Genomic DNA, 20,151 nt, shown 5'->3' on the forward strand with positions numbered 1-20,151 from the left:
TGCGGAAATGCCTTAAAACCCACAAATATAAGCCTGCAACTTTTTTAACCATGCAAAATATTGCATGCTTAATAATTCATTCGAGATTATATTTCTTCATCTTATAATATAAATTTCGAATCGATACATTTAAAGCTTTGGCTGTTTTTGTTTTATTGAATTCATTTTGTTCATATGTTTTGGAAATATACGCTTTTTCAAATTGATTAATCGCATCCTGTAACGTACTTTCTCCTTTAATTCTCTCATCAATAGATGATTTCGCCGGTAGAGACAAAGCTTGTAACGTTGGGATGTACTTCTTGTCAATTACCTCTTCATTCATGTCCATAAATATCATGGCACGACCAATAACATTTTCTAGCTCGCGTACATTCCCAGGCCAATGATATTGCTTTAATTTATTTAATGCCTCTTTTGATATCGTTTGTACATTACGACCATAGTCTTGATTGATTTTCTGAATAATATGCTGTATAAGATCTGGCAAATCATTAAGTCTTTCCTTAACTGAAGGAATGAAGATAGGAAGCCGATTTAGTCTATAATATAAATCTTCTCGAAATGTATTATTCATAATTGCCTTTTCAAGATTGACATTTGTTGCAGTGATTACTCGTACATCAATCGAAACCGGTTTTGTTCCGCCGACTCGAACAATTTCATTTTCTTGTAATACACGCAAGAGCTTGGCCTGCATGGATAACGATAATTCCCCGATTTCATCAAGAAAGATACTTCCATGATTTGCTTCCTCAAAGAGGCCCTTTTTCCCACCTTGCATTGCACCTGTAAAAGCCCCCTCTACATAACCAAATAATTCACTTTCTAGTAATGACTCTGCAATAGCTGCACAATTTACTCGGATAAACTTATTGTGTTTCCGATCACTCTCATTATGAATCGCATGGGCAAATAATTCTTTACCAGTGCCTGAATCGCCCCTTAATAGGACTATTGCAGGGGTTTTCGCTCCGACCTTCGCTTGCTCAAGAGCTAGTTTCATTTCCGATGAACTCCCAATAATATCATCAAACGTATAACGAGCTTCTAAGTTTCGAATGATTTGCCTTGCATGCTTTAATTCCTTTGTTAATGCTTGAATTTCTGATACATCATGCAATACACCTACACTGCCTTTAATAACTCCATTCACGATAATCGGTGCGACATTAACGAGGACTTCCTTTTTACCTGGTCCTACCTTCATACGCACACCTCGTACAGCTCTACGTGTTTGAAGTACTTTCAAATGCATACTTTCTCCCTCGGAAATATCAACGGTTGCAGGCTTTCCAATTACATCTTTTTCCTTCAACCCTGTAATTCGTGTATATGCAGGGTTAATAATAAGACCATTTCCATTCTCGTCAACGACACTAATTGCTTCATCAGACGATTTGATAATTGCTTCCAACATCGTTTTGATCTCGTTCAAGTCCGTATTTTCCTCGGCTAGCTTCATGACTTCTGTAATATCTTTAAATACTGCAAAAGCACCAATTAGTTCTCCTATTTCATTTATAATGGGAATCCGTGTTGTTATAATCTTTTTCCCATTTGGTAGTGTTAGCTTTTGATTTACTTCTTTTCGTTGTGTTTGTAAAACGTGAGGAAGTCTCGAATCTGTAATAAGCTCTTTTATATGTGTTCCTATATACTGCTTTCTTGATTTACCAATTATTTTTTCCGCACTTTTATTGATAAACTGGATATTTTCATTCTTATTCATGACAATCATACCGTCATGAATATGGTTTAGTATGAGCTCTTGATTTTTTGATTGGTATTTCACCTTATCCATCAACGCTTCTTTTTCAAAAAGCAGCTCTGATATGATATAAGCAACAGATCCTGGGATTACAACAGTTCTCCGCGGTCTTTTTTCAATTATCTGTTCTAGGATTTGATCATCACCAGTTGCTTCAATAATAATATCAATATCATTATGTACCCATGGCTCCCAGTCCACACTTACCGGAATCTTTGCTCGACGTGCTAATTTTAACCCGTTTGCATCTTCGTTAATATCAACAACTGCAGCTATTTCCATCGACTCTGTAGCTTGAAGAATATTGAAGAGTGCACTTCCCCCTTTACCAGCCCCAACAATCAACACACGTTTCATGCCATCCCACCTTGCATTATTTTGCATACATTTATCATACGTCAGCCTGCATATTTTGGCAAATCTAGAATGATTTCTATTTTGCTTCGCTTTTGTTATACTATTATTTGAATGTAATATAGAATTTAAAGGGGAACATACATGGGTCGATTTTTAGCATTACTATTACTTTTTATACCGGGCATAATTGCAGCAATTGGAATTAAATTAATGCGCGATACAATTTTTGACGATTTCTATGCCTATTTCTTCTATCCTGGAATCCAATTCACAATTGGACTTCTCCTCTTTATTTTGGGGCTGCTTTTTTTAGGAGGATTTATAATCTACCGAGATAGAAAAAGACAAAAGATTAAACAAAAAAGTGAAAATAAAGCGCTTTAGAAAAAAAGATGGAGAATTTCCGTCTTTTTTTTATATATTTACACGATTTTAAAGAATAAATATGGTATATTAGTAAGAAAATTAAGTTTCTGTTTAGGGGGATCCGATCATGAAAGTAGCAAAATTCGGCGGTAGCTCCGTTGCAAATGCCGAGCAATTACGTAAAGTTGGGAATATTATTAAAAGTGATCCCAAGCGAAAATTTATCGTCGTATCAGCACCAGGGAAAAGGTTTAAAAATGATACAAAAGTTACAGATTTGTTAATCCAACTTGGAAACGCCTATCATAATCAACAAAACTATGAGGTTTTTCTTGTAGCTATACTAGAACGATTCCAAGAAATTATTAATGATTTAGAAATCGACCTATCTTTACTAAGTGAAATTGAAAATAACATAAAGGTGGCCCTAAGGGTAGAGGGTAAGCCTGAAAGTAAAATGGATGCGATTAAAGCAATTGGTGAAGACAGTTCCGCCAAAATACTAAGCGCCTATTTAAATCAAAATAATATTTCAGCACAATATATGAATCCAAAGGATGCTGGTATATTTGTTAGCGAAGAACCAGGAAATGCGCAAATTTTACCGGAGAGCTTCGAGCTCCTCTATAAACTACGAGAAAAAGATCATATCCTAGTTATACCTGGTTTCTTCGGCTATTCAAAAACCGGGAAATTAGTAACCTTCTCGAGAGGTGGATCAGATATTACCGGTTCCATCGTTGCCGCAGGAGTAAAAGCTGAAATCTATGAAAATTTCACAGATGTTGATTCTGTCTATTCTGTTAATCCGAATATTGTCAATAATCCGAAGGAAATAACAACACTTACCTATAAAGAAATGCGTGAATTATCTTACGCTGGATTTTCTGTATTCCATGATGAGGCATTGATTCCTGCATTCCGTGAAAAAATTCCAGTATGTATTAAAAATACAAACAATCCAGATGCTCCTGGAACATTTATTATTGCTGAAAAAGAAGCCAGTGAAAAATGTGTCGTTGGTATTGCAAGTGATACAGGTTTCTGTAGTTTATATGTAAGTAAGTATTTAATGAACCGTGAAGTAGGTTTTGGACGTAGGTTGCTTAATATTTTTGAGGATGAAGGAATTTCCTTTGAGCATGCACCATCTGGAATCGATGACATGTCTGTTATATTTAGAGTAAATAATTTTACAAAAGATAAAGAGAAAATTGTTGTTGATCGTATTAAAGATGAATTAAAAGTAGATACAGTAAGTTTACATAGAGATTTAGCGGTAATCATGGTTGTTGGTGAGGGACTTGTAAATACTGTAGGAGTTGCCGGAAAAGCTGCTTCTGCATTCGCTAAAGCTAATGTGAATATTGAAATGATAAACCAAGGCTCATCCGAAGTGTCCATGATGTTCGGAATAAAAGATACTGATATAGACGCTGCAATCCGTTCACTCTATCAAACATTTTTTGAATAAAGTAAAGAAAGAATAATACCGCATAGACTGCAGTATTATTCTTTCTTTTTGTTATATTTGTTCATAATAGTCAAACACTACTGGTTTACAATAATTATATGTAGGAACCAGCTATTCATAATAACCAATCGTTTAGCTCACTTTATTCTCCAAACGTAAACGATCAGCTACCATTGCGATGAACTCCGAATTTGTGGGTTTGGCCTTAGATATATTAATAGTATAACCGAATAATGCCGAAATGGAATCGATATTGCCTCTGCTCCATGCGACTTCAATCGCATGGCGAATTGCCCGTTCAACACGTGATGCTGTCGTATTAAATTTCTTTGCGATATCAGGATATAATACTTTCGTGATTGAACCTAATAATTCTATATCATTATATACCATTGTAATTGCCTCTCTTAAGTACATGTAACCCTTAATATGGGCTGGCACACCAATTTCATGAATAATGTTTGTAATGTTAGCTTCCAGATCCTGTTTTTTTCGATCTTTCTTTGTCGGTTTATTTGTTGCAAGGCTTATTGGAGAATTTCCTTGAACTTGACGAATTTGATCTGCTAAATTATCCATATCAAAAGGCTTTAAAATAAAATAAGATGCTCCTAAATCAACTGCTTTTTTCATGACTTCTTCCTGTCCAAATGCTGTAAGCATAATAACATTTGGTCTATTTCCTAAATCCATTGTTCTTAATGTGTTTAGTACCGCTAATCCGTCGATATGTGGCATAATAATATCCAATATTAATACATCAGGTTCCAAACTCTCCATCATCGCGATACAATCTCTGCCATTATATGCAGTTCCAATAACTTCAATATCATCTTGTTCGTCAAAATAATCTTCCATCAACTGAATGAGCTCTCTGTTGTCATCAACTAAACACACTGAAATTTTATCCAAAGTAATGTTCCTCCTTATTTCTGTTATACTCTTTTACATATTCTACAAAAAGTTGAAATATCCTCTTTTTATTTGAAAAACTTTAATTTTTTTTGAATTAACTATATTTTTCTTCGATTTACTTCCATTTACGATAATTTTCGATTTTAAATGACATTTTATTCAGCATTTGTCGAAAAATATTAACTTTAGTATAATATAAAAAAGCTTGTAATGGAATCTTCCATCACAAGCTTTTTTTATGCTGCTTTTTCCTTTGATTGCGCTTCAATAATTCCTGCATCTTGTAACATCCATTCAATATGAACACCATATCCTGATGTTGGATCATTTACAAATACATGTGTTACAGCGCCAATTATTTTATCGTTTTGTATAATTGGGCTTCCACTCATACCTTGTACAATCCCACCGGTACTTTTCAATAGCTTAGGATCTGTAATTTGAATTACCATTCCTTTCGTTGCTGGAAACTTCTGAGGAACACTGCTTACAATTTCGATATCAAATTCCTCTATTTTTTCATCTTTCACAACGGTAAGAATTTTGGCTGGTCCTTCTTTAACTTCATTGGAAGAAGCTACTGGTAATGGTTTGTTATATTTTTCGTGTTTAATCATTTCATCCAATACCCCAAAAATACCGTACGGGGAATTTTTTGTAATTGTTCCGATTCGATCGTGTTCAGCTGAAAATCTAGCTTGTTTTTCTCCTGGAATCCCGTTATTACCTTTCTCAATGGAAGTAACGGATGAATTGACAATCGTCCCATTATCGATTTCAATCGGTTTTTTTGTGTCCATATCTGAAATAATGTGCCCTAGAGCGCCATATTTTTTCGATACTGGATCATAAAATGACATTGTTCCAATACCTGCAGCAGAGTCACGAATATACAAGCCAATTTTGTACGCATTATCCTGCTTATCTAAAACCGGCTGTAAAGAAGTATCTATCATTTCTTTACCACGTTTAAGTGTTATTTCAAGGCTTTTTTCGCTTTTCCCAGCATTTTCTACATATGATTTTATGTCACTCATTTCTTTGATCGGCTCTCCGTTAATTTTCAATATGACATCTCCGACATTTATTTTTGCATCCTCACCTGGCGATTTTGTCTCGCTATTTCCTTTAACGAGATGATGACCAACAACGAGCACTCCACGAGTTTGGAGCTTCACTCCAATCGATTGTCCACCAGGGTATACCTTAATATCTTCTAGAGCGGAATTACTTACACGCTTCGTTGAAACTGCCGCCGCTTTTAACAACTCTGTACGAATTGGAGAACTAGACATAAGGGAGTTTTTTTCTGTTTTAGAAAGTCCGATTGCTTCTTGTTGACTAAATGCTTCAATTGTGTTCAGCTCTTCTGCATTCTTTTGACTTGGACCAAAGAAAGAAAAAACAGTTAAGACAATCAAAAGAATACTGCTTAGCCAAAACTTTGTTTGATGATTTTTCAATCGTGCCACTCTCCTCCTCCCAACCCACATCAAATCTTGGTTCGTAATCCTAATTTGAGCTGTAAGTGTGCTTTTTAAACTGGTGAAACATAAGAGAAATGTGTATCATTACCTATTACTAAAAAAGGAAATCGTGTATAAGTGTATTTTAAAAGGGGATTTTTAAAAATCGGCTTACTATTATTGCAAAAAAAGGCAAAACAAAAAACCGGTTTCTTTTATTTTCCGGTTTTTCAAGAATTTTATCCTTATAAATTTGATTTAAATGCATTTGCAAGTTCAAGCATTTCCTTTGCGTGATCTTTCGCAGTTTCAGTCAATTTTGTTCCCGTAATCATACGACTTAATTCTTCTATTTGTTCTAATTCAGATAGTTCTTTTACACTTGTTGCGGTTCGGTTATCTTTTTCGTTTTTCTCAATAAATTTATGGGTGTCTGCCATAGCGGCCACTTGTGGAAGGTGTGTAATACATAGCACTTGAGAATCATTTGAGATTTGATAAATCTTTTCAGCAATTGCCTGTGCAACTCTTCCGCTAACCCCAGTGTCAACTTCATCAAATATAACGCTTGTCACGCCTTGATGCTTGGAAAAAATATTCTTTAATGCAAGCATAATTCGTGAAAGCTCTCCACCAGAGGCTACCTTCGTTAAATCCTTTAGCGGTTCGCCACGATTGGTTGAAATAAGAAAACGTACATGATCGAATCCGTTTTTGTGGAGATGAGCCTTCGTATTACTTTCATCATCAAAAGCAATTGCAAAAGTAGCTTTTTCTAAATAAAGTCCTTTCATCTCAGCATGTATATCTTCTGTTAGACAATCTGCAGCACTTTTTCTGAGTTCATGTAGGTGCTCAGCTTCAAGCATAGCGTCCTTTTCGGTTTCTTCAATCTGTTCAAGCAAAGCGTTTAGATGAGAATCCTTGTTCGTTATCTGCTCTATCTCTTCTTCTATCGTTGCCATATATTCAATAATATCATTTACCGTATTGCCGTATTTTCGTTTTAGCCTATTTATTTCATCTAATCTTGATTCAATTTCATTTAAACGTTCTGGATCAAATTGAAGTGTATCAATATGATTGCGCAGCTCATAGGTTAGCTCTTCCATTGCATAATAATGATTGGAAAACTCTTCTGATTTCGCTGCGATATAATCATCATACTTACTATTTTCCTGAAGGCTAAGCTGCGCCTGATTTAACCAATCCAATCCTCTTTGTTCTCCGTATAATGCATGATAGGCATCATGCAGGGCAGTGTGAATCCGCTCATAATTCGCGAGTGCTTTTCTCTCTTCTTCAAGCTGTGTATCCTCATCAGGACTAAGTTCTGCTTGTTCAAGCTCCTTCATTTGAAACTCTAATAAGTCTAAACGATGAGCTGTCTCTTGCTCATTATCATTTAGCTTTTTATATCTATTTTTTAAGCGAACCAACTTATCATAGTGCTCCAAGTATGCTTCTTTTGCTTTTGTTATTGATTGTGGTTCATACAAGTCTAAGAAATCCAAATGATTTTCTGCATCCATTAATGATTGTGTTTCATGCTGACTATGGATGTCGATTAGTGTCTTTCCAAATTCACGCAGTATTGCAAGTGTGACTAGCTTGCTATTTACACGACAAATGCTTTTTCCAGATCCTGTAATAACTCGTTGTAATACTACTTGATTATCAGAAATTTCTATTCCATATTGGCTTCCAACATCATATATTGGATGGGTTTTATTTTCTATTGTAAATAAACCTTCTATTTCAGCTTTTTTGGCTCGATGCCTTACATATTCTACAGAACCACGTCCTCCTGCTAATAACTGTATAGCATCTATTATAATCGATTTTCCTGCACCAGTTTCTCCAGTCAATACGGTAAGACCTTCATTAAATGTTATGGAAATCTGTTCGATGATTGCAAAATCACGAATAGACAGCTCTGTAAGCATGGTTCATTGTCCCCCCAATATAAGAAGATATTCTCTCTTTATAAATCACTAAAAAAAGAGAACTCAATCAAAGCATATCAATAAATCGGTCCTTTATTTCTTCTGCCTGCTCTGGAGTTCTACAAATAATTAAGCACGTGTCATCCCCGCAAATCGTTCCCATTATCTCTTCCCAATCTAAATTGTCAATAAGCACACCGACAGCATGTGCATTTCCTGGCAATGTACGGAGTACAATAAAATGACTAGCATGCTCAATTTTTACAAAAGCATCTATTATTAGACGCTTCAGCTTTTCCAGTGGGTTAAATCGTTGATCAGCAGGTAAACTGTATTTGTACCGATTGCTTGCTGTTGGAACTTTGACAAGATGAAGTTCCTTAATGTCTCTTGATACCGTTGCTTGTGTGACATTGTAACCTGCGGCTTTTAATTGTGCTACCAGTTCATCCTGTGTTTCTATTTCATTCTCCGTAATTAGTTCTCGAATTTTAATATGTCGTTGAACTTTACTCATCGTACAGCACCTCCTTTATAGGTCACTTGAGCTTCACTGAATAAATTTTTCAATTTATTGCTTCAATATTATCTAGAGACTTCGATCTTTTTATCAACTGTTAGGATACAGGATTTGATGTGCATTTTCCACTGTTTTATCAATTGAGATTGGTTTGTAATTCTCAACTTCCTTCTCTTTTTTCCAACCTAAATGGGCTAAGAATTCAATATTACCCTCTCCTCCAGTAATTGGGGAGTAGGTCAAGTTAAGTAATTGATAACCTTCATTCTCAGCAAAGTCGATAATTTGTGTTAAAACATCTTGATGGACAAGTGGATCACGAACAATCCCCTTGTTTCCTACTTGTTCTTTCTTAGCTTCAAATTGTGGTTTTATTAATGCAATCACATCACTATTTTCTGCTAATAATCCACTAAGAACAGGAAAAATTAACTTTAATGAAATAAATGAAACATCAATCGATGCCAGGTTTGGTACACCCTTTTTCAACATATCTGCTGTTACATGACGAAAGTTTGTTCGCTCCATAACAACAACACGTTTATCACTTCTTAGCTTCCAGTCAAGCTGATTATAACCAACATCAATAGCATAGCTTAATCTAGCTCCCTGCTGCAGCGCACAATCAGTAAAGCCGCCTGTAGAAGAGCCAACATCGATAAAAATACGATCTTTTGCGTCAATAGAAAAATAGCTTAATGCTTTCTCTAACTTGAGCCCGCCACGACCAACATAAGGCAACGTTTTCCCTTTTATCGTTAAAGGGCTATGGGGGTCAATCTTCATTCCTGGCTTGTCTAAACGATGCTGCTTTGAAAAAACTTGTCCAGCCATTATAACACGCTTAGCCTTGTCCAGGTTTTCGATTAGTTCCTTTTCGACTAACAATTCATCCAGTCTTTTTTTAGCCATTTTTAAAATCCTTTACTAGTAACAATTTTGTCTTCGTTTTTGAACAACCACTTTAAACATTACCCATTTTAACCATTATAGTGCGCATTAAATAGAGGACGACGAAAATAAATTCGTAGCGCCCTTCTAGGTTGATTTAATGATCTCTATTACTGAAATAATCCGTTAAATCCATTAAAACTGAATTTGCTGCCCCAGCTTTTTGCAGTGCTTCTTTTGCTTTTTCAACATAAGCTTCTTTTTGTTTCATTGCACCTTTAATACCAAGTAATTTAGGATACGTACTTTTTTGATTATCTTCATCACTGCCGACCGGCTTTCCGAGTTTTTCTTCGTCACCTGTCACATCTAGAATATCATCTTGTACTTGAAAAATGAGCCCTAAATAATAAGCAAATGTTGTTAAATGTTCCAGCTGTTCCTCCGTTGCCTTACCTAACATAGCTCCAGACAGAATTGCTGATCGAACAAGTTCTCCAGTTTTCAATGCATGGATGCGTTCCATTTCTTCTATAGAAATTGGCCTGTTTTCTGCTTCCATATCAAGTATTTGTCCACCAACCATTCCTGTTGGACCACTGCATGAAGCTAGCATTTGAATTAAGCTAACCTTTTCTTCAGCAGTAAGAAGAGGATCGTTTGCGATAAGCTCGAAGCTAAACGTCAATAGTGCATCTCCAGCTAAAATCGCTGTTGCCTCATCGAACATTTTATGATTCGTTGGTTTACCTCGTCTGTAATCATCATCATCCATAGCTGGAAGGTCATCGTGCACTAATGAATACGTATGTATCATTTCCAAAGCAGTAGCTGCAGAAAGAACCTTCTTTATTTGTTGACCATATGCCTCGTAACTAGCAATCATAAGAATTGGTCGTAATCTTTTACCGCCAGCTTCCAAGGAATAAAGCATGGATTCCTTTAATCGCGAATGCATGTTTAAATTACGTAGATAGCGATCAAATTCATTTTCAATCATAGCTTTATACTTCGTTATATATTCTGAAAGGTTTGCATTCACTTGTTATTCTTCCTCCTGTAGATCGAATGGCTCCAATTCACCTTGTTCATTCATAATTTGTGTCATTTTTTCTTGAACATGCTTTAGTTTATCTCCGCATATTTTCGATAGATTCATTCCATCCTGATAATAATTAATCGCTTTTTCTAAAGGGACGTCCCCTTCCTCTAGCTTAGAAACAATTGCTTCAAGCTTATCCATCGCTTCTTCAAAAGATATATCTTCATTTTTCATCTGTAGATCCCTCCTCTAGCGCTAAAACTTTGCAATTTAACTGGCCATCGTGCAGGCGAACCGTTATGTTATCATTCTTATCTACCCGCGTAACTGATTTAATCATTTCTCCTTCAGTTGAATATGGTAAAGCAAATCCGCGTTTCATAATCTCTAGTGGATTAACTAAAGTCAATTTGTCTATAGCATTGGCTAATTTTATTTCATGCTGCTTCATTATTTGAGTCATATAATAATGTTGCTGCCTTAACGCTTTAATTAAATTTGACTGTGCCTGCTCTACTTGTTTATTAGGATGCTGTGCTTGAAGGCGTTTAATCAGATAGCTAAATGTTTGTTCATGCTCGTTATTTTTCTTTCGCATACTACGTTGTAATTGCTCCAGTTGATTATCCAATTCCTGTTCCTTTTGTTTAATCAGTTGTTCTGGATAACGAAATGCATAAGACTGTTGAATTCTTGCAAGATATTGCTTATGATTAATTATTTCTCGCTCCATGTTTCTAATTAAAAATTTCCGAAGCGTATGAATTCGATTTGCTAATTCGACTTGTGATGGGACTGCAAGCTCTGCCGCACCTGTTGGTGTTGGCGCGCGTAAGTCTGAAACAAAATCACTTATCGTTGTATCTGTTTCATGTCCTACAGCAGAAATAACTGGAACTCTCGATGCAAAAATTGCACGTGCAACGATTTCTTCATTGAAGCTCCATAACTCCTCAATCGAGCCGCCACCCCGCCCAACAATCAATGTGTCAAAATGTCCTCTTTCGTTTGCTGTCTCAATCGCATTTTTTATGGAAGTTGCTGCGCTTGGACCTTGAACAAGTACTGGAAGCACAGTAATTGCGCAACTTGGGTAACGTCGCTTAATTGTCGTAATAATGTCTCTTATAGCAGCGCCAGTTGGCGATGTAATAACACCTATATGTTCTGGAAAGGTCGGTATGCCTTTTTTATGAATCGGATCAAAAAGGCCTTCTTTATGTAGTTTTTCTTTCAGTTGTTCGAAAGCTAAATAAAGAGCCCCAATACCATCAGGTTCCATTTGCTCAATATAAAGCTGATATTGCCCGTAAGCCTCATATACACTGATATCCCCTTTAATCAGTACATTCATGCCATTTTCTGGTTGGAATTTCATGTTCCGATTATTCCCAGCGAACATCACGGCCTGTATTTTTGCTTGATCATCCTTAATGGTCATATACATATGACCACGGCTATGATGCTTAAAATTTGAAATTTCACCCCGAAGCCAAACATTTCGCAGATGTGGGTCCATATCTATTTTACGCTTCATATATTTTGTCAGTGCAGTGACTGTCAAATATTTATCCTTCAATTTTGGACAATCCTTTTGCAGCTTTAATTGTGTTTTTCAATAACATTGTGATGGTCATTGGACCAACACCTCTTGGAACTGGTGTAATATAGGATGCTTTCTCCTTTGCGCTTTCAAAATCGACATCCCCAGTTAAAGATCCATTTTCTAAGCGATTGATCCCCACATCAATTACGACAGCCCCATCTTTAATATATTCTGCAGTAATTGCATGGGCTTTTCCAATAGCAGCGATTAAAATGTCAGCATTTGCTGCGAGTTCTTGAAGGTTCTTTGTACGCGAATGGCAATAAGTAACAGTTGCATTTTCATTAAGCAACAGTTGTCCTACCGGTTTGCCTACAATGTTGCTTCGACCAATAACAACTGCATGCTTACCTTCAATTTTAATGTTCTTTGATTTTAACATCGTAATGATGCCATATGGTGTGCACGGAAGAAAAGTATCTTCCCCAGTCATCATTTTTCCAATGTTAATTGGATGAAACCCATCGACATCCTTATCAGGATGTATTGCTTCAATTACTTTCTCTTCTCTGATTTGGTCTGGAAGTGGAAGCTGTACAAGTATACCATGGACAGTCGTATCATCATTTAGTTCCTGAATCAATTGCAACAATGCTGATTCTGTAGTCGATGCAGGCAATTCAATTAAAGATGATGAAATGCCAGTTTCTGCAGCAGCTTTTTCTTTTCCTTTTACATACGATTTAGAAGCAGGATTGTCTCCTACTAGAACAACTGTTAAATGTGGTGTAAGTCCGAATTCCTTTAGCTTTTCTACCTCTACTTTCATCTCTTCTTTTAAAGCTGTAGATAACTCTCTTCCGTTGATAACTTCTGCTGACATGCTCCCCCGTCCTTTCTTAGCCTACTATTTTTGATAAAACCCCATTAATAAATTTACCTGATTTATCATCACCATATGTATTACCCAACTCTACCGCTTCGTTGATCGAAACGTTATTTGGTATATCTTCCATATAACGTAATTCATATGTAGCGATTCGCAAAATCGTTCGCTCTACAGAAGCAACACGATTTAAAGTCCAGTTCTGAAGATTTTCTGAAATAATCGAATCAATTACAGATTTTTGAGTAATAACACCTTCCACTAATGCTTTTAAAAAAACATCAGGTTCTTCGTTCTCTAAAAATTCATGGATCAACTGTTGTGGATCACTGTCATTTATATCTAATTGAAACAGCAGTTGAAATGCTTTTTCTCTAGCGGTATGTCGTTTCATCGTTTATAACTCCTTTTTATGCATCCGCAAATTATTATATCTCTTTCAAATAATAACATGATTGATTAGTCAATGCTAGAATCTATCGCTGGTTAGCGATGCTCCCCCGTATTTTTCGAGGGCAGCTCGTCGAAGCTTTCCTGCGCAGAAGATAAAGGAAATACATATAGACAGCCTTCAAAATTTATAGTTTCTTGAGGAATGAATAAAGCACAGACCTCGTAGCCTCGGCCTGTGCATGTTTTATGCTTTCATCTATTCTTGCGCTTCTGCGTCTTCTCTACCATTCATTTGAACACCGACTACATGAACATTAACCTCTTTTAACTCTAGTGCCGTCATGTTTGTCAGCGTCTGTCTTATATTTGTTTGAAGTTGCTGGGCAACTTGTGGAATAGAGACGCCAAAGTTTAATATAACGTACACATCAATGGAAACTCCGTCATCTAAAAGCTCCACTTTGATGCCTTTATTATGCGCTTTTTTGCCAAACCGTTCCACAACACCAGTAGCGAAATTACCACGCATTGCATAAACGCCGTCTACTTCAGTAGCAGCAATCCCAGCAATCACTTCTATAACCTCAGGAGCAATCTCTACTTTCCCTAAAGCAGTATTGTCACTTACATTTAACAATGGTTGTTCACTCATGTTATCACTCCTATAATCTGGTAATAATTACTTTTCGTTTTTAAGTATTGGATGTTCTTCTAGGAAATTCGTATTGAAATCCCCATTAATAAACACGTCATTACTCATAATCAAACGATGGAACGGAATTGTTGTATGCACACCTTCGATAACAAATTCATCCAACGCACGTTTCATGCGCTTTATTGCTTCTTCCCTCGTAGGAGCATACGTAATTAATTTAGCAATCATGGAATCATAATATGGAGGTATTTTATAACCTGAATAAGCTGCAGAATCAATTCGAACACCTAGACCACCCGGTGGTAAATACATGTCAATCTCACCAGCAGAAGGCATGAAGTTTTTAAATGGATTTTCTGCATTTATACGACATTCAATCGACCAGCCATCAAATTCAATGTCTGCTTGCTCAAAGGATAGCTTCTCCCCGTTGGCAATTCGAATTTGTTCTTTAATCAAATCTATACCTGTAACCATCTCTGTAACAGGATGCTCCACTTGGATACGAGTGTTCATTTCCATAAAGTAAAATTCTTGGCTTTTGCGATCAAAAATGAATTCAATTGTACCGGCTCCAAAATAATTAACAGCTTTAGCTGCGTTTACAGAAGCCTCTCCCATTTTCCTGCGTATTTCTGGAGTCAGCGCTGGAGATGGGGTCTCTTCAACAAGTTTCTGTAGTCTTCTTTGAATCGAACAATCTCTTTCACCTAAGTGAACCGTATTGCCATACGTGTCGGCTAAAACCTGAATTTCCACATGGCGGAAATCTTCGATGAATTTCTCAATATATACGCCAGGATTGCCAAATGCAGTTTCTGCTTCTTTCTGGGTTACTTGGATTCCTTTAACAAGTTCTTCTTCTGTACGTGCAACCCGAATCCCCTTACCACCGCCACCTGCAGTAGCTTTAATAATAACCGGATATCCAATCTCCGCAGCAACTTCTTTTGCTTCTGCTTCATTTTCAACTATTCCGTCTGAACCAGGAACGATTGGCACATCAGCACGCTTCATCGTTTCTCTTGCAACATCTTTTATTCCCATTTTCTGAATTGCTTCCGGTGATGGGCCAACAAAGATAATGTTACATTCCCTGCAGATTTCAGCAAAATCAGCATTCTCAGCTAAAAATCCATAGCCAGGGTGGATCGCATCTACATTCGTCATGGTTGCGACACTAATAATATTCGTGAAGTTCAAATAGCTGTCTTTACTTAGTTTTGGTCCTACACAATAAGCCTCATCTGCTAATTGAACGTGTAATGATTCTTTATCTGCTTCAGAGTATATCGCAACCGTTTCAATATCGAGTTCTTTACAAGCTCGGATAATGCGAACTGCAATCTCTCCTCTGTTAGCAATTAAAACCTTCTTAATCAATTGCGACATCTCCTTACTTCTTCACTCTGAATAATGGCTGACCGTACTCAACTAGCTCACCATTTTCAACAAGTACTTCTACGATTTCACCCGAGATTTCCGCCTCAATCTCATTAAATAATTTCATTGCTTCTACAATACATACGACTGTATTTGTTTCTACAGAACTTCCTCTTGTAACAAATGGATCGTTTTCTGGGGAAGAAGCAGCATAAAATGTTCCAACCATTGGTGATACAATTTCATGATCATAATTTACCGCGTTTGCTGAAGCTGGTTGTTCTTCAGAATTAGCCGGTTGCTCATTTACTACTGCTGCTTGAGGTTTTTCTTGTGCAGGTTTAGCCTGTTGTACGCCAGCCTCTGAAACAATCGCTGCGTTTTCGTTACCTGCCTTCTTCAGTGATACACTTGCACCTTCTACTTCATAAGTAAATTCCGTAATGGAAGATTGATCGATTAGTTTAATAATCTCACGTAATTCTTGTACTTTTAACATGTCTCGCACTCCTCTTATTTTCAAGATCGTTTACTCATTATTTGTACAATATCAAGTATTTAATATTAGGTACTAATAATTCCTCCTAACATTTTACGATAAAACATTGTAAAACATCAAGCTTTGGTTAAATTTAAGTACAATTTAAAAGCTACTGCACTTTTAATTATAGCAGTATTGCTGGAGCAATGCGAATTGAAAGAAGTGTTAATAGCCGTGCTTTTGTTCTATTGTTGGAGACAAATACAGTGCTGATTATTTCCCGCTAAAAAATTCTAAAATCAAAATAAAGAAATCCAGACCCTTGGTTACGTCTGGATTTATAAGTTATGAAAGCATAATTGAATTGGTCTTTTATTATGAATTGCTAATTATTTTCTATTTACCTGTTGGTTGAAAGTTTACTTCCGTTTTTACATCCTCTCCAAATTCATCACGTACCATTTGCATGATGTTTACAACTTCTGTATTTGTTAACTCTTCGACTTTAACATGTACATGCACTTTTTCTGCTTCGGAGCGAACAAGTACATCTTCATAGCCAGTTGCACCAACAATTTGTTCTTCAAGAATCGCTTCTTTTGCATCTAGATTTTCTAATACATCGATTTCATTGAGTGCTTGTTCTTTTTCTTCTGCATTAGCGCTAGCGGATGCAACTACATCTGTAAGTCGACTTATTTTCTTGCTGCGGTCGTCTTGTACTTCCATACGAATTGTTGCAAATAATTCATCTTGGCCAAGGTTTGTAATGTCGTCAACTTCTGCATTTTCTGCATCTTCTGTATCTCCTGTTCCAGCTGTCGTAGAAGCTTTCTCGCTAGCTGGTTGTCCGTCCTCTATATATGCTAAATCATCACCATTTGGGGAAAGCATATAATAGACACTAAGCACAATCATTAAACTTAACATAGTCAATAGCCATACCGTTTGTTTTTTTAACATACTATCTTCCTCCTAGTTTTTTGGCATCACAGAAATTTTATGGGTTGGAACATCAAGAACACGCGAAACTGCTTCAACAATTTGATTTTTGACGGAGGGCTGATCAGCTCCTTTTGCTACTACAAACACCCCCCTAACCTCTGGTTGCTTTGTTTGAACTAATAACGGCATCTCTTGATCACCTTTTCGTATTGTTACCACTTGACTGTCTTCTGTATTATCTTCAATCTTCCTTGTACCACCATTCCGGTCAGATTCATCAGTAATTTGCTGACCTTTCGTGGTGTTCTTTTCGTAAACTTGCTCACTCGTTGCATTCAGATTAACCATAACCTCTGCTTCTGTTACACTTTGAATTTTATTAAGCATTCCAGCTAATTCTTGTCCTAAACTTTCTTCTACATGACTTATATCTGAAGAAGACATTTCTGCCCCATCATCGGCTTTTGCTATGTTCTGCGTTTCTCCTTGAGGCTGAAGGTTAAGTTCAGGCTCGTCCTCTGATGAAAAAATATTACTGACGATAATTAGAAATACCCCTGTCAATCCTAAGATGATAAGGTATCCGATTTTCTTCGATGGAGGCTTACCTCCCTCCGTTTTTTTTGGTCGAAAGAAATTTTTCATGATGTCCCTCCCTCCCAATAAATAGATACTTTCTTATCTGTTAACTCCCATTCATCCATTAGCAGTGTTGCTATTTCTGTTCCAACTTCTTCTTTTTCCCCTTCACTATCTTGATCGTTATGCTGAGAATCAATGACTATTTCTTCAACTGTATCCACCGCTCCCTCCTCGTTCTCTAATTCCTTTATATAAACAATGACTTCTACTAAATCCTCAAAGGACAGATTTTCCACTTCTTCAAATGTAAAATCGATGCTTGTAATCTCCACTTGGAATTCCTCCTTTAAGGGGTCCTCAGCTATATTTTTCAGTTGGACAGTCATCTGTTCTAAAATATATGCATGTTGACTGTTTTGTATCTCTTTTTTTTGAAATTCTATTTGATTTTCTATATTTTCATCTTGCGTATAAGCTTGATCTAGCTGGTCAATAGATGTTTCGACAGCTTGTTCAATATCTGCATCAAATAAGTAGAATACGGGCTTTAAAAGGATAAGAATTAATATGAGTCCTACTGCTAATTTGACATACTTTTTCATCGCGTCTACTGGAATCAGTAAATCGATAATTGCAGCAAGAATGACAAATAAAATAATCTGAGTTACCCATTGTATAATTACATCCATCGAACATCACCTTATCTCAGCAAAATAGTTATATTACTTGCAGAAACGATAATCACAATAGCCAATAAGAACATTAGAGATACTGCTAGTAAGCATGCAAGAATATATAAAATGTAATTACTAATCGTATTTAAAGCTGTAATAACTGGACCACCTCCAATTGGCTGTAGAGCAGCCGCAGCTATCTTATATATCAATGCAACCGCAGCTATTTTTAATGCGGGAAAGAGTACTATTAACAATATGACCAGCAGTCCGGCCATACCAACAGCATTTTTTAATACGAGTGAAGCACTTAATATTGTGTCAGCCGCATCTGTAAATGTTCTTCCAACAACAGGAATAAAATTACCCGTAACAAACTTAGCTGTTTTCATTGCTAAACCATCCTGAATAGCAGATGCTGTACCCTGAACAGAAATGACCCCTAAAAAAATGGTTAAAAATATGCCGAGGGCTCCAAGTCCAACTGTTTTAAATAGATTTGCCAGGTGTGTCACTTTATAATTTTCACTTAAGCTGCTAACTATTAAAAGCATTGCTGAAAGAAACAGTAATGGCAGAATGAACGTAGAAACTAAAATTCCACTGAAATTAATTAGGAAAATGATTATTGGATGAAAGAAAGAAACGGCTATCACATTCCCAAAACTCGCCATCATCCCTAACATAAGCGGGAGTAAAGCAATCATGAATCCCTTCATCATTTCAATTGCTTCTTGCGTATAAGATACAGCAACATAGAAGCTGTTCAGGGCAATAAAAATAAGTACAAGATAGATGACAAAATACGCAATTTTACTAACTGCGTTTCGTTCAAAAGCGCTGTGCATCGTTTGTAAAATAACAGAAAACAGGGTGAGCATTAATAAAGTTCCTAATAGCTTTCCGTTTGCAATTAGTTCATGGAATAAGTACTCGAGAAATGCAACGATCGTATTTTTTAGTGAAAAGGAATCTTGATTTTTAACAAATTCATAAATACTCGTTTTTTCAATCTCAGGTAAATAACCGCCATACTCCTCAACTAGTTGGTCCCAATAGCTTCCAACACCATCAAGGGAGATCTCTTGAAGGATGCTTTCATCAAAATGAATGTCATTATCTGTAGCAGCAGAAACAGTAGCCTGTCCACTAAAGAAAAAAATAATTGTGAGTAGAATTAGGATTATTAGGTTATATGATTTCATTCACCCCGTTTGCTCCCTTCAAGCAGTAATGAATAATTATACAGATGGTAAAAAGCTAATAATCGCTTCAATAACTGCGGTTATAATTGGTACTGCAAGCAATAAGATAAAAATCTTCCCGGAAAGCTCTATATAATGAGCAACAGAACCAAGCCCTGCGTCTTTAGTTAAATTCGCACCTAGCTCTGCAATATAAGCGATCCCAATAATTTTTAAGATTGTTTCCAAGTAAAGACCTTCGATATTTGCCTTCTGACCTAAAGTTTGAATTGTCTGGAAAATAACACTGATTTGATGAATGACTGCTAGAAAAATAATAATTCCTGTAATCAGAATAAGGAAAAAGGCAAAGGACTTATTAATATCTTTTAAAACGATATATAAAATGCTAGCCACTACTCCTAATATAGCAATCTGCAAGATATCCATGCCATTTAGCTCCTAAAACAAAAATACCGATTTAATTTGCTGAAACAAATCAGAAAGGCCATTGATTACAATAACAAGTACAATGATAAACCCAAGCAGCGTGGCAAATTGAGCAATCTCTTCTTTACCCATTTGCTTTAAAATCGTATGAATCAATGCTACGATTATTCCTATTCCAGCTATCTGGAAGAGAATGGATGCATCTGTGAACATAAAAATGCTCC

Annotated in this window: 22 protein-coding genes; 2 read left to right on the forward strand and 20 right to left on the reverse strand. The window is 36.4% G+C overall.

Annotation, left to right across the window (positions count from 1 at the left end; all coding sequences use genetic code 11):
- Positions 1 to 76 precede the first annotated feature (76 nt).
- Entirely contained in the window at positions 77 to 2,128 is a 2,052-nt protein-coding gene (locus NYE61_RS02385; protein ID WP_095306941.1) for a sigma-54-dependent Fis family transcriptional regulator, read from the reverse strand.
- A gap of 141 nt (positions 2,129 to 2,269) precedes the next feature.
- Between NYE61_RS02385 and NYE61_RS02390 the strand changes: the two genes are divergently transcribed.
- Together NYE61_RS02390 and NYE61_RS02395 are read left to right on the forward strand one after the other, a co-directional pair.
- A complete protein-coding gene (locus tag NYE61_RS02390; RefSeq protein WP_118889632.1) occupies positions 2,270 to 2,512 on the forward strand; it encodes a DUF2627 family protein in 243 nt (80 codons plus the stop codon).
- A 109-nt stretch (positions 2,513 to 2,621) separates the two neighbouring features.
- Positions 2,622 to 3,968 (forward strand): aspartate kinase, encoded by a 1,347-nt coding sequence (locus NYE61_RS02395; protein WP_095306944.1) that lies wholly within the window; start codon positions 2,622 to 2,624, stop codon positions 3,966 to 3,968.
- Positions 3,969 to 4,100: 132 nt separating this feature from the next.
- Here the strand turns inward: NYE61_RS02395 and spo0A are convergent, their stop codons facing one another.
- The 19 genes from spo0A to spoIIIAC all read right to left on the reverse strand — a co-directional run bounded on the left by spo0A (position 4,101) and on the right by spoIIIAC (position 20,140).
- Positions 4,101 to 4,880, reverse strand: a complete 780-nt coding sequence (spo0A, locus tag NYE61_RS02400; RefSeq protein ID WP_095306945.1) for a sporulation transcription factor Spo0A — start codon at positions 4,878 to 4,880, stop codon at positions 4,101 to 4,103.
- A gap of 239 nt (positions 4,881 to 5,119) precedes the next feature.
- Complete coding sequence (gene spoIVB, locus NYE61_RS02405; protein WP_095306946.1) at positions 5,120 to 6,376, reverse strand: SpoIVB peptidase; 1,257 nt, start codon at positions 6,374 to 6,376, stop codon at positions 5,120 to 5,122.
- 218 nt (positions 6,377 to 6,594) lie between these two features.
- On the reverse strand, positions 6,595 to 8,295 hold the full coding sequence (recN, locus tag NYE61_RS02410) for a DNA repair protein RecN (protein ID WP_095306948.1): 1,701 nt from the start codon (positions 8,293 to 8,295) through the stop codon (positions 6,595 to 6,597).
- A gap of 67 nt (positions 8,296 to 8,362) precedes the next feature.
- Positions 8,363 to 8,812 carry a transcriptional regulator ArgR gene (gene argR / locus NYE61_RS02415; protein ID WP_095306950.1) on the reverse strand — a complete coding sequence of 150 codons (450 nt, stop codon included), beginning with the start codon at positions 8,810 to 8,812 and terminating at the stop codon, positions 8,363 to 8,365.
- A gap of 93 nt (positions 8,813 to 8,905) precedes the next feature.
- On the reverse strand, positions 8,906 to 9,727 hold the full coding sequence (locus NYE61_RS02420; protein ID WP_095306951.1) for a TlyA family RNA methyltransferase: 822 nt from the start codon (positions 9,725 to 9,727) through the stop codon (positions 8,906 to 8,908).
- Positions 9,728 to 9,863: 136 nt separating this feature from the next.
- A complete protein-coding gene (locus tag NYE61_RS02425) occupies positions 9,864 to 10,748 on the reverse strand; it encodes a polyprenyl synthetase family protein (RefSeq protein WP_095306952.1) in 885 nt (294 codons plus the stop codon).
- A gap of 3 nt (positions 10,749 to 10,751) precedes the next feature.
- Positions 10,752 to 10,982 carry an exodeoxyribonuclease VII small subunit gene (locus tag NYE61_RS02430; RefSeq protein ID WP_095306953.1) on the reverse strand — a complete coding sequence of 77 codons (231 nt, stop codon included), beginning with the start codon at positions 10,980 to 10,982 and terminating at the stop codon, positions 10,752 to 10,754.
- On the reverse strand, positions 10,972 to 12,327 hold the full coding sequence (gene xseA / locus NYE61_RS02435) for an exodeoxyribonuclease VII large subunit (protein ID WP_095306954.1): 1,356 nt from the start codon (positions 12,325 to 12,327) through the stop codon (positions 10,972 to 10,974). Before xseA ends, NYE61_RS02430 begins: the two co-directional genes overlap by 11 nt.
- Positions 12,317 to 13,177 (reverse strand): bifunctional methylenetetrahydrofolate dehydrogenase/methenyltetrahydrofolate cyclohydrolase FolD, encoded by an 861-nt coding sequence (gene folD, locus NYE61_RS02440; protein WP_118889640.1) that lies wholly within the window; start codon positions 13,175 to 13,177, stop codon positions 12,317 to 12,319. Before folD ends, xseA begins: the two co-directional genes overlap by 11 nt.
- 16 nt (positions 13,178 to 13,193) lie before the next feature.
- Positions 13,194 to 13,574 carry a transcription antitermination factor NusB gene (nusB, locus tag NYE61_RS02445; protein WP_095306957.1) on the reverse strand — a complete coding sequence of 127 codons (381 nt, stop codon included), beginning with the start codon at positions 13,572 to 13,574 and terminating at the stop codon, positions 13,194 to 13,196.
- 255 nt (positions 13,575 to 13,829) lie between these two features.
- Positions 13,830 to 14,225: an Asp23/Gls24 family envelope stress response protein gene (locus tag NYE61_RS02450; RefSeq protein ID WP_095306958.1), complete on the reverse strand. Its 396-nt coding sequence runs from the start codon at positions 14,223 to 14,225 to the stop codon at positions 13,830 to 13,832.
- A 27-nt stretch (positions 14,226 to 14,252) separates the two neighbouring features.
- Positions 14,253 to 15,611 carry an acetyl-CoA carboxylase biotin carboxylase subunit gene (gene accC / locus NYE61_RS02455; RefSeq protein WP_095306959.1) on the reverse strand — a complete coding sequence of 453 codons (1,359 nt, stop codon included), beginning with the start codon at positions 15,609 to 15,611 and terminating at the stop codon, positions 14,253 to 14,255.
- A gap of 13 nt (positions 15,612 to 15,624) precedes the next feature.
- Positions 15,625 to 16,110 (reverse strand): acetyl-CoA carboxylase biotin carboxyl carrier protein, encoded by a 486-nt coding sequence (gene accB / locus NYE61_RS02460; protein ID WP_095306960.1) that lies wholly within the window; start codon positions 16,108 to 16,110, stop codon positions 15,625 to 15,627.
- 378 nt (positions 16,111 to 16,488) lie between these two features.
- On the reverse strand, positions 16,489 to 17,055 hold the full coding sequence (locus NYE61_RS02465) for a SpoIIIAH-like family protein (protein WP_095306961.1): 567 nt from the start codon (positions 17,053 to 17,055) through the stop codon (positions 16,489 to 16,491).
- A gap of 12 nt (positions 17,056 to 17,067) precedes the next feature.
- On the reverse strand, positions 17,068 to 17,682 hold the full coding sequence (spoIIIAG, locus tag NYE61_RS02470; protein ID WP_095306963.1) for a stage III sporulation protein AG: 615 nt from the start codon (positions 17,680 to 17,682) through the stop codon (positions 17,068 to 17,070).
- Positions 17,679 to 18,308, reverse strand: a complete 630-nt coding sequence (spoIIIAF, locus tag NYE61_RS02475) for a stage III sporulation protein AF (RefSeq protein WP_095306964.1) — start codon at positions 18,306 to 18,308, stop codon at positions 17,679 to 17,681. Before spoIIIAF ends, spoIIIAG begins: the two co-directional genes overlap by 4 nt.
- A gap of 11 nt (positions 18,309 to 18,319) precedes the next feature.
- Positions 18,320 to 19,498 carry a stage III sporulation protein AE gene (gene spoIIIAE, locus NYE61_RS02480; protein WP_118889642.1) on the reverse strand — a complete coding sequence of 393 codons (1,179 nt, stop codon included), beginning with the start codon at positions 19,496 to 19,498 and terminating at the stop codon, positions 18,320 to 18,322.
- 36 nt (positions 19,499 to 19,534) lie between these two features.
- The gene (gene spoIIIAD, locus NYE61_RS02485) at positions 19,535 to 19,927 is read right to left on the reverse strand and encodes a stage III sporulation protein AD (RefSeq protein ID WP_095306966.1); all 393 of its coding nucleotides are present in this window, start codon (positions 19,925 to 19,927) and stop codon (positions 19,535 to 19,537) included.
- A gap of 12 nt (positions 19,928 to 19,939) precedes the next feature.
- On the reverse strand, positions 19,940 to 20,140 hold the full coding sequence (gene spoIIIAC / locus NYE61_RS02490) for a stage III sporulation protein AC (RefSeq protein ID WP_095306968.1): 201 nt from the start codon (positions 20,138 to 20,140) through the stop codon (positions 19,940 to 19,942).
- Positions 20,141 to 20,151: the final 11 nt, after the last annotated feature.

It is taken from the genome of Oceanobacillus sp. FSL W7-1304 (assembly GCF_037969805.1).
GTDB classification, from domain to species: Bacteria; Bacillota; Bacilli; order Bacillales; family Amphibacillaceae; genus Oceanobacillus; species Oceanobacillus profundus.

Coding starts and splice junctions, on each gene's coding strand:
- nusB (WP_095306957.1), bottom strand. CDS start 13,574: ATGAAACGACATACCGCTAGAGAAAAAGCATTTCAACTGCTGTTTCAA.
- folD (WP_118889640.1), bottom strand. CDS start 13,177: ATGTCAGCAGAAGTTATCAACGGAAGAGAGTTATCTACAGCTTTAAAA.
- NYE61_RS02420 (WP_095306951.1), bottom strand. CDS start 9,727: ATGGCTAAAAAAAGACTGGATGAATTGTTAGTCGAAAAGGAACTAATC.
- NYE61_RS02450 (WP_095306958.1), bottom strand. CDS start 14,225: ATGAGTGAACAACCATTGTTAAATGTAAGTGACAATACTGCTTTAGGG.
- spoIIIAC (WP_095306968.1), bottom strand. CDS start 20,140: ATGTTCACAGATGCATCCATTCTCTTCCAGATAGCTGGAATAGGAATA.
- NYE61_RS02390 (WP_118889632.1), top strand. CDS start 2,270: ATGGGTCGATTTTTAGCATTACTATTACTTTTTATACCGGGCATAATT.
- NYE61_RS02430 (WP_095306953.1), bottom strand. CDS start 10,982: ATGAAAAATGAAGATATATCTTTTGAAGAAGCGATGGATAAGCTTGAA.
- spoIIIAG (WP_095306963.1), bottom strand. CDS start 17,682: ATGAAAAATTTCTTTCGACCAAAAAAAACGGAGGGAGGTAAGCCTCCA.
- recN (WP_095306948.1), bottom strand. CDS start 8,295: ATGCTTACAGAGCTGTCTATTCGTGATTTTGCAATCATCGAACAGATT.
- spoIIIAD (WP_095306966.1), bottom strand. CDS start 19,927: ATGGATATCTTGCAGATTGCTATATTAGGAGTAGTGGCTAGCATTTTA.
- spoIIIAF (WP_095306964.1), bottom strand. CDS start 18,308: ATGGATGTAATTATACAATGGGTAACTCAGATTATTTTATTTGTCATT.
- spoIIIAE (WP_118889642.1), bottom strand. CDS start 19,498: ATGAAATCATATAACCTAATAATCCTAATTCTACTCACAATTATTTTT.
- argR (WP_095306950.1), bottom strand. CDS start 8,812: ATGAGTAAAGTTCAACGACATATTAAAATTCGAGAACTAATTACGGAG.
- NYE61_RS02395 (WP_095306944.1), top strand. CDS start 2,622: ATGAAAGTAGCAAAATTCGGCGGTAGCTCCGTTGCAAATGCCGAGCAA.
- spoIVB (WP_095306946.1), bottom strand. CDS start 6,376: ATGTGGGTTGGGAGGAGGAGAGTGGCACGATTGAAAAATCATCAAACA.
- NYE61_RS02465 (WP_095306961.1), bottom strand. CDS start 17,055: ATGTTAAAAAAACAAACGGTATGGCTATTGACTATGTTAAGTTTAATG.
- accB (WP_095306960.1), bottom strand. CDS start 16,110: ATGTTAAAAGTACAAGAATTACGTGAGATTATTAAACTAATCGATCAA.
- NYE61_RS02385 (WP_095306941.1), bottom strand. CDS start 2,128: ATGAAACGTGTGTTGATTGTTGGGGCTGGTAAAGGGGGAAGTGCACTC.